General features: G+C 73.1%; 4 protein-coding genes and 1 pseudogene. 3 read left to right on the top strand and 2 right to left on the bottom strand.

What is annotated here, in order from left to right; all coding sequences use genetic code 11:
• Positions 1-319: pseudogene (locus VE614_RS30305) on the top strand (nitroreductase); the annotation flags it as partial.
• Positions 320-442: 123 nt separating this feature from the next.
• Here VE614_RS30305 and VE614_RS30300 read toward each other — a convergent pair.
• Both VE614_RS30300 and VE614_RS30295 read right to left on the bottom strand, forming a co-directional pair.
• Positions 443-685, bottom strand: coding sequence for a DUF5302 domain-containing protein (locus tag VE614_RS30300; protein WP_324944329.1), 243 nt, complete (start codon positions 683-685; stop codon positions 443-445).
• 216 nt (positions 686-901) lie between these two features.
• Positions 902-2,317, bottom strand: a complete 1,416-nt coding sequence (locus VE614_RS30295; protein WP_324944326.1) for a DEAD/DEAH box helicase — start codon at positions 2,315-2,317, stop codon at positions 902-904.
• A 249-nt stretch (positions 2,318-2,566) separates the two neighbouring features.
• Here VE614_RS30295 and VE614_RS30290 point away from each other — a divergent pair, with 249 nt between their 5' ends.
• Both VE614_RS30290 and VE614_RS30285 read left to right on the top strand, forming a co-directional pair.
• On the top strand, positions 2,567-4,717 hold the full coding sequence (locus VE614_RS30290; RefSeq protein ID WP_324944323.1) for an ATP-binding SpoIIE family protein phosphatase: 2,151 nt from the start codon (positions 2,567-2,569) through the stop codon (positions 4,715-4,717).
• A gap of 217 nt (positions 4,718-4,934) precedes the next feature.
• Positions 4,935-6,491 (top strand): GMC family oxidoreductase, encoded by a 1,557-nt coding sequence (locus VE614_RS30285; RefSeq protein ID WP_324944320.1) that lies wholly within the window; start codon positions 4,935-4,937, stop codon positions 6,489-6,491.
• Positions 6,492-6,504: the final 13 nt, after the last annotated feature.

The following is a 6,504-nucleotide window of genomic DNA, read 5'->3' as shown; positions in this document are numbered from 1 at the left end:
CGATGTGGCGGGCGAATGGCAGGTGGAGACGTTGCTCGACCTCGTGTGGGACGCGGAGCGCGCCGAGGAGCTCGCCCCTGGCGTACGCGAGGAGATCACCCGGTGGACGACCGGTTCGGATCCGGCGCGGCCGGAAGGCATGCCCACCGAGTCCCTCGGCCCCCGCCGCTACGACGGCCGTGCGCCCGTGCGTGACTTCACCGGTGGCCATCGCGTCGAGGGCCGCGGGTCCGCCGTGTTCGAGCAGTCGCCCTGCCTGGCGGTTCTCGGCACGCGTGAGGACCGACGCGAGGACTGGCTGCGCGCCGGTCACAGGTGAGAACCCCGGCTACGCCTCGCCCGCAACGCCACAGGTATGCGCAGGTTGCGGGCCACCGCACGGAGCGCGCGTGGGTAGCGCGCAGAGTGCCGGCAGAGCGGCCGGACCGCGGGGCCGGTCGACTCAGCCGCCGCTCTTGCGCCTGAACGACCGCTGGCTCGAAGCCGGGCCGTGCGCCGCGCGCACCTTCGACGCGTCGGGGTTGGCGGCAACATCGGCCGCGTCCGCCTGCGCACCGCGCTTGCGCGCCAGGGCTTCGCGGAATTTGCGCTTGAGGTCGTAGTTGCCGTCGCTGTCCGGCGCCAGCGGGGACGTCTCGGGGGCAGCCGGCTCCGAACCGTCCGTAGGTGTGGGCTCTGCGGTCATGGTGACCTCCTGGGTTCGGGGTGGGTGGGCAAGCACAGCTTGTCATGCCGGGCGCGGTGCGGGGCGCCGGCAACATCATCCCGCTCTGTTTCGGCGGGTATCCCTCACGCGGCCGAGGGCGTTCGCGTCGTAGAGGAGGGGCGCAGGACGGGCTTCGGGCCGGGCCGAGGGTTGTCGATCCCGTGGCCCGGAGGTGCGCTGACGGGGCGACGGCTCTCAGCCGTTGCGACGGACGAGGGCAGCCTTGCGGGCCTCGGCGAGCTTGCGGGCCTCGCCGGCCTTTCGGGACTTGCCGCCGGCGCCGCGGGAGGGGTCCTTGCTGGTGCCGAGGCCGCGGAAGGGAGCGTTGCTGTTCTTGGGCCGGGGGACGGCGGGCCCGCCGTCGAGCGGGGTGCCCGAGGGAGCCTTTGCGCCGGTGATCCGGCTCAGTTCCGCCTCGCCCGAGCGCACCTTGGTGACGGTCGCCTCGATGCCGGCCGCGTCCATCATGCGGCTCGTCTCGCGGCGCTGGCCCGCCAGCACGAGCGTGACCACGCTGCCGGATTCACCGGCGCGGGCGGTGCGGCCGGCCCGGTGCACGTAGTCCTTGGGGTCGGTGGGCGGGTCGACGTTGACCACGAGATCGAGATCGTCGACGTGCAGGCCACGGGCCGCGACATTGGTCGCCACCAGAACGGTGATCTGGCCGTTCTTGAACTGCGCCAGGGTCCGTGTGCGCTGCGGCTGGGACTTGCCGCTGTGCAGGGCCCCGGCGTGCACCCCGCTGGCCCGCAGATGCCGGGTGAGCTGGTCGACGGCGTGCTTGGTGTCGAGGAACAGCAGTACGCGGCCGTCGCGGGCGGCGATCTCCGTGGTGACGGCGTAGCGGTCAGGGCCGTGGACGACCAGAACGTGGTGCTCCATCGTCGTGACCGTGCCCGCGGACGGGTCGACCGAGTGGACGACGGGGTCGTGGAGGTAGCGGCGGACCAGCTGGTCGACGTCGCGATCAAGAGTGGCCGAGAACAGCATCCGCTGACCGTCGGGGCGTACCTGGTCGAGGACATCGGCAACCTGCGGCAGGAAGCCCAGGTCGCACATCTGGTCGGCCTCGTCCAGCACGGTGATCCTTACCCGTCCCAGGCGGCAGGCGTTGCGCTCGATCAGGTCGTGCAGGCGCCCGGGGGTGGCGATGACCACCTCGGCTCCCTGGCGCAGCGCGGCGACCTGCCGGCCGATCGACATGCCGCCGACGACCGTGGCCATCCGCAGCCGCAACGCCTCGGCGTACGGCGCCAGCGCCTGGGTGACCTGCTGGGCCAGCTCCCGGGTGGGCACGAGGATCAGAGCGAGGGGCTGCTTCGGTTCGGCGCGCCGCCCGGCCGTACGGGTCAGCAGCGGCAGGCCGAAGGCGAGCGTCTTGCCCGATCCGGTGCGCCCGCGCCCCAGGACATCGCGCCCCTCCAGGGCATCGGGCAGTGTGGCGGCCTGGATCGGAAAGAGTTCGCGCACCCCGAGTCCGCTCAGTGTCCGCAGCACCTCCACCGGCAGTTCCAGGCCGGCGAAGGAGACGGCCGGGGGCAGCGCCGGAGTCGCGGCCTCGGACTGGGCGGGACCGCCGTGAGCGATGCCGGGGTCGTCGGGATGATTCATGAACAGCCTTCCGCAGGGGACGTGCCGAGGAAGGCCCGGCAGGATCGAACGGCCCACGCACAAGCGGAACCGGACAGACGGAATCGCCCACCGCGACGACCACGCAAACGCATGACACTAACACAAGGGACGACATCGCGCCGTCCGCCGGGAGGCTCCCCTGATGGCGGTCACTGCGGAGGGGAGAGGAGACCGGCGGCCGGCGCGCTCGGACGGGCGCGGTTCCGGACCCTTCGGTACGTTGCCGATATGGGGACCGATGTCGACGCCTTCCTGCGGCGGCTGGCTCAGGAGCTGAGGCCGCGGGCGCACCAGTCGGCCGAGGTACTGCTGCGGCACCTGCGCGGCGAGCTGCCCGGGCTGTGGAAGGAGGACGACCTCTCCCCGGTGGCCAGGGAGGAGACCGCGGGGCACGTCACCGCCTTCCTCGACGTGCTGGAGCACGGCCTCGACGTCACCGAGGTCGAGACACCCGCCTCGGCGCCGGAGGTCGCCCGCAGGTTCGCCCGGCGGGGCGTACCGGTCAGCACCCTGCTGCGGGCCTACCGCCTCGGCCATGTGAGCCTGCTCCAGCAGATCCAGCGCGAGGCCACGCGGCTGACCGACGACTGGGAGCTGATCAACGCCGCGGGGATCCGGCTGATCGCGACGGGTTTCGAGTACGTCGACCGGAGTTCGGAGCAGGTCGTCGTCGCCTACCAGGAGGAACGCGACCGGCTGCTGCAACGGCGGCTCCTGCTGACCAACGAGGCGAGCAGACGGATCGGCACCACCCTCGACACCGCCCGCACCGCCCAGGAGCTGGCGGAGGTCGGCACCGACGACTTCGCCGACCTCGTCACCGTCGACCTCTTCGAGTCCGTCCTCCAGGACGACGGCACTCCCCCGCCGGTGCTGCGCCGCATCGCCCAGCACGCCGTACCGGACGGCGGTACGCAGTCCGCCGTCGCCACCGGCCGGACACACACCTACCCCGCGGACTCCGGGCCGGCTCACGCGCTGGCCACGGGTCAGCCGCTGCTGCGCCATCTCACGGCCGCCGACACCCCGGACCGCACCGGCGGCCCGCTCGCGCCCGGCGCGCACTCGGCGCTGCTGCTGCCCCTGCGGGCCCGCGGGAGCACCCTGGGTCTCGCCCAGTTCTTCCGGCATCGCACCGAGGCCCCCTTCGACGAGGAGGACCTCCTGCTGGCCCAGGAGATCGCGTCGCGGGCGGCGGTGTACATCGACAACGCCCGCCGGTACACCCATGAGCGTTCCACCGCGCTCACCCTCCAGCGCAGCCTGCTGCCGCGCCGCCCGGTGGCGCAGTCCGCGGTCGAGACCGCCGCCCGCTATCTGCCCAGCGGATCCGGCACGGGCGTGGGCGGCGACTGGTACGACGTGATCCCGCTGTCCGGCGCCCGGGTCGCCCTCGTCGTGGGCGACGTCGTCGGCCGCGGCCTGCACGCCGCCGCCACCATGGGCCGCCTGCGGACCGCCGTCCGCGCCTTCGCCGACATCGACCTGATGCCCGACGAGCTGCTCACCCACCTCGACGACGTGGTCATCCGGCTCCAGCGCGAGGAGTCGAGTGAGGAGGGCGAGACCAGCGCCACCTGTCTGTACGCGATCTACGATCCGGTGTCCCGGCTGTGCTCGCTGGCCAGCGCCGGGCATCTGGTGCCGGCCGTGGTGACTCCCCTGGCCGTCGACGACGGCCGCCCGGCCGGCCGGGCGGCCGACTTCCCGGAGATGCCCATCGGCCCACCGCTGGGCCTGGGCGGACTGCCCTTCGAAACCGCCCAGTTCGAGCTGCCGGAGGGCAGTCTGCTCGCCCTGTTCACCGACGGCCTCCTCCACAGCCGTACGCGCGACGTGGACACCGCGCGCTCGCTGCTGAGCGACGTTCTCGCCCGGGCTCCGGGGCCGCCGGAGGAGATCTGCGACCGGCTGCTGGCCGCGCTGCTGCCCAGCCGTCCGGCCGACGACGTCGCCCTGCTGGTGGCCCGGACCCGGGCACTCGATCCCGGTCATGTGGCCACGCTGAACCTCCCGTCCGATCCGGCGGCCGTCGCCGGGGCCCGGGACTTCGCCGCAGGCCGGCTGGCCGCCTGGGGGCTGGACGAGCTGGCGTTCACCACCGAGCTGATGGTCAGTGAACTGGTGACGAACGCGATCCGGTACGGCAGGGGCCCCATCCAGCTGCGGCTGATCCTTCAGTCGACGCTGACCTGCGAGGTCTCGGACGCGAGCAGCACCGCACCGCATCTGCGCCGCGCCCGCGCCTTCGACGAGGGCGGCCGCGGTCTGCTGCTCGTCGCCCAGCTCGCGGAGCACTGGGGCACGCGGCAGACCCGTGACGGCAAGATCATCTGGGCGGAACAGCCCCTTCCCGCCGAAAGCGGCGTCCGCGGCTGACGGCCCGCGCCGGGCCGGTGGATCCGGCCGCTGCCGGGTGGCGTGATCTCGCCCGTGCCCTCGTCCGACGGCCGCCGCACCATGTACCGAACCGGGGGCTTGCGGGGACACTCGCCACGGTGAGCACCCGACGCCGACGCCCTTCGTCGCGGCTTCCTCCCGCACGTCCTCGATCCCGCACACCCGTAGCACCGCCTTCTCGATCAAAGGGGATGGAATGAGCAGGTACGACTACGTCGTGGTCGGCGCCGGATCCGCGGGCTGTGTGCTCGCGGCCCGGCTGTCGGAGGACCCCGACGTCCGGGTGGCGCTGATCGAGGCGGGCGGCCCCGACACCGCGCAGGAGGTCCATGTCCCCGCCGCCTTCCCGCAGTTGTTCAAGTCCGGCCTCGACTGGGACCTCGACTCCGAACCGGAGCCGGGGATCGGCGGGCGGCGCGCGTACCTGCCCCGCGGCAAGGTGTTCGGGGGCTGCAGCTCGATCAACGCGATGATCTACGTCCGGGGCAGCCGGGCCGACTACGACGGCTGGGCCGCGGCCGGGGCGACCGGCTGGTCGTACGCCGACGTGCTGCCGTACTTCCGGCGCTCCGAGGACAACGAGCGCGGCGAGGACGAGTACCACGGCGTGGGCGGGCCGTTGACGGTGAGCGACGGCAGGTCCGGGCATCCGCTCGCGGCGGCGTTCGTGCAGGCCGCCGGGCAGGCCGGGCACAAGACGAACGACGACTTCAACGGCGAGACGCAGTTCGGCGTCGGGAACTACCAGCTGACGCAGCGTGGCGGCCTGCGGTGCAGCACGGCGGTCGCCTATCTGCACCCCGCCCTGGAACGGCCGAACCTCACCGTGCTCTCCTCCGCCCGCGCCCACCGGGTGGTGCTCGACGGCGGCCGGGCGAGGGGGGTGGAGATGGAGCGGGGCGGCGTCGTCGAGGTGGTCCGCGCCGAGCGGGAGGTGATCCTGTCCGCGGGGGCCTACGAGTCCCCGAAGCTGCTGATGCTCTCCGGGATCGGGCCCGCCGCGACGCTGTCCGCCTTCGGTGTCGGGGTGGTCAGCGATCTGCCGGTCGGCCAGGGGCTCCAGGACCATTACATGACGCTGCTGAACTTCCGCACCGGCATGGAGTCGCTGGCCGGCGCGGCGACACCGGAGAACGCCGCGCTGCTGGAGAGCGCGGGGCGCGGCCCGCTGACCTCCAACATCGGGGAGACCGGCGGCTTCTTCCGCAGCCGGTACGGACTCGACGCGCCCGATGTGCAGTTCCACGCCGCCCCGGTCCTCTTCCACCAGGAGGGGCTCGGCCCGGCCGCCGAGCACGGCTTCGCCTTCGGCCCGTGCGTGCTCGCCCCGACCAGCCGCGGCGCGGTCACCCTGCGCTCCCCTCGCCCGGACGTCGCGCCGCGCATCGTGCACAACTACCTGATGACGGCCGAGGACCGGGACTGCGCCGTCGCCGGCATACGGATCGCGCTGGAGATCGCGGCGCAGCGGGCGGTGGCGGACCTCGTCACCGGGCCGTACGCCGTGCCCGCCTCGGACTCCGACGCGGATCTGCTCGCCTGGGCACAGCGGTCCGGGCAGACGCTGTACCACCCGACGTCGACCTGCGCGATCGGCGCGGTGGTCGACCCCGAGCTGCGGGTGTTCGGGGTGGCGGGGCTGCGGGTCGCCGACGCCTCGGTGTTCCCGACGGTGCCGCGCGGGAACACCAACGCGCCCACGATCATGGCCGCGGAGAAAGCGGCCGACCTGGTGAAGGGGGACACGCGGTGAGGACGTCCCCCGG

This window comes from Streptomyces sp., assembly GCF_035645055.1.
In the GTDB taxonomy this organism is placed as follows: Bacteria; Actinomycetota; Actinomycetes; order Streptomycetales; family Streptomycetaceae; genus Streptomyces.
The sequence above is the reverse complement of the archived record's forward strand: the minus strand, read 5'-3'. Positions and strand labels throughout refer to the sequence as shown.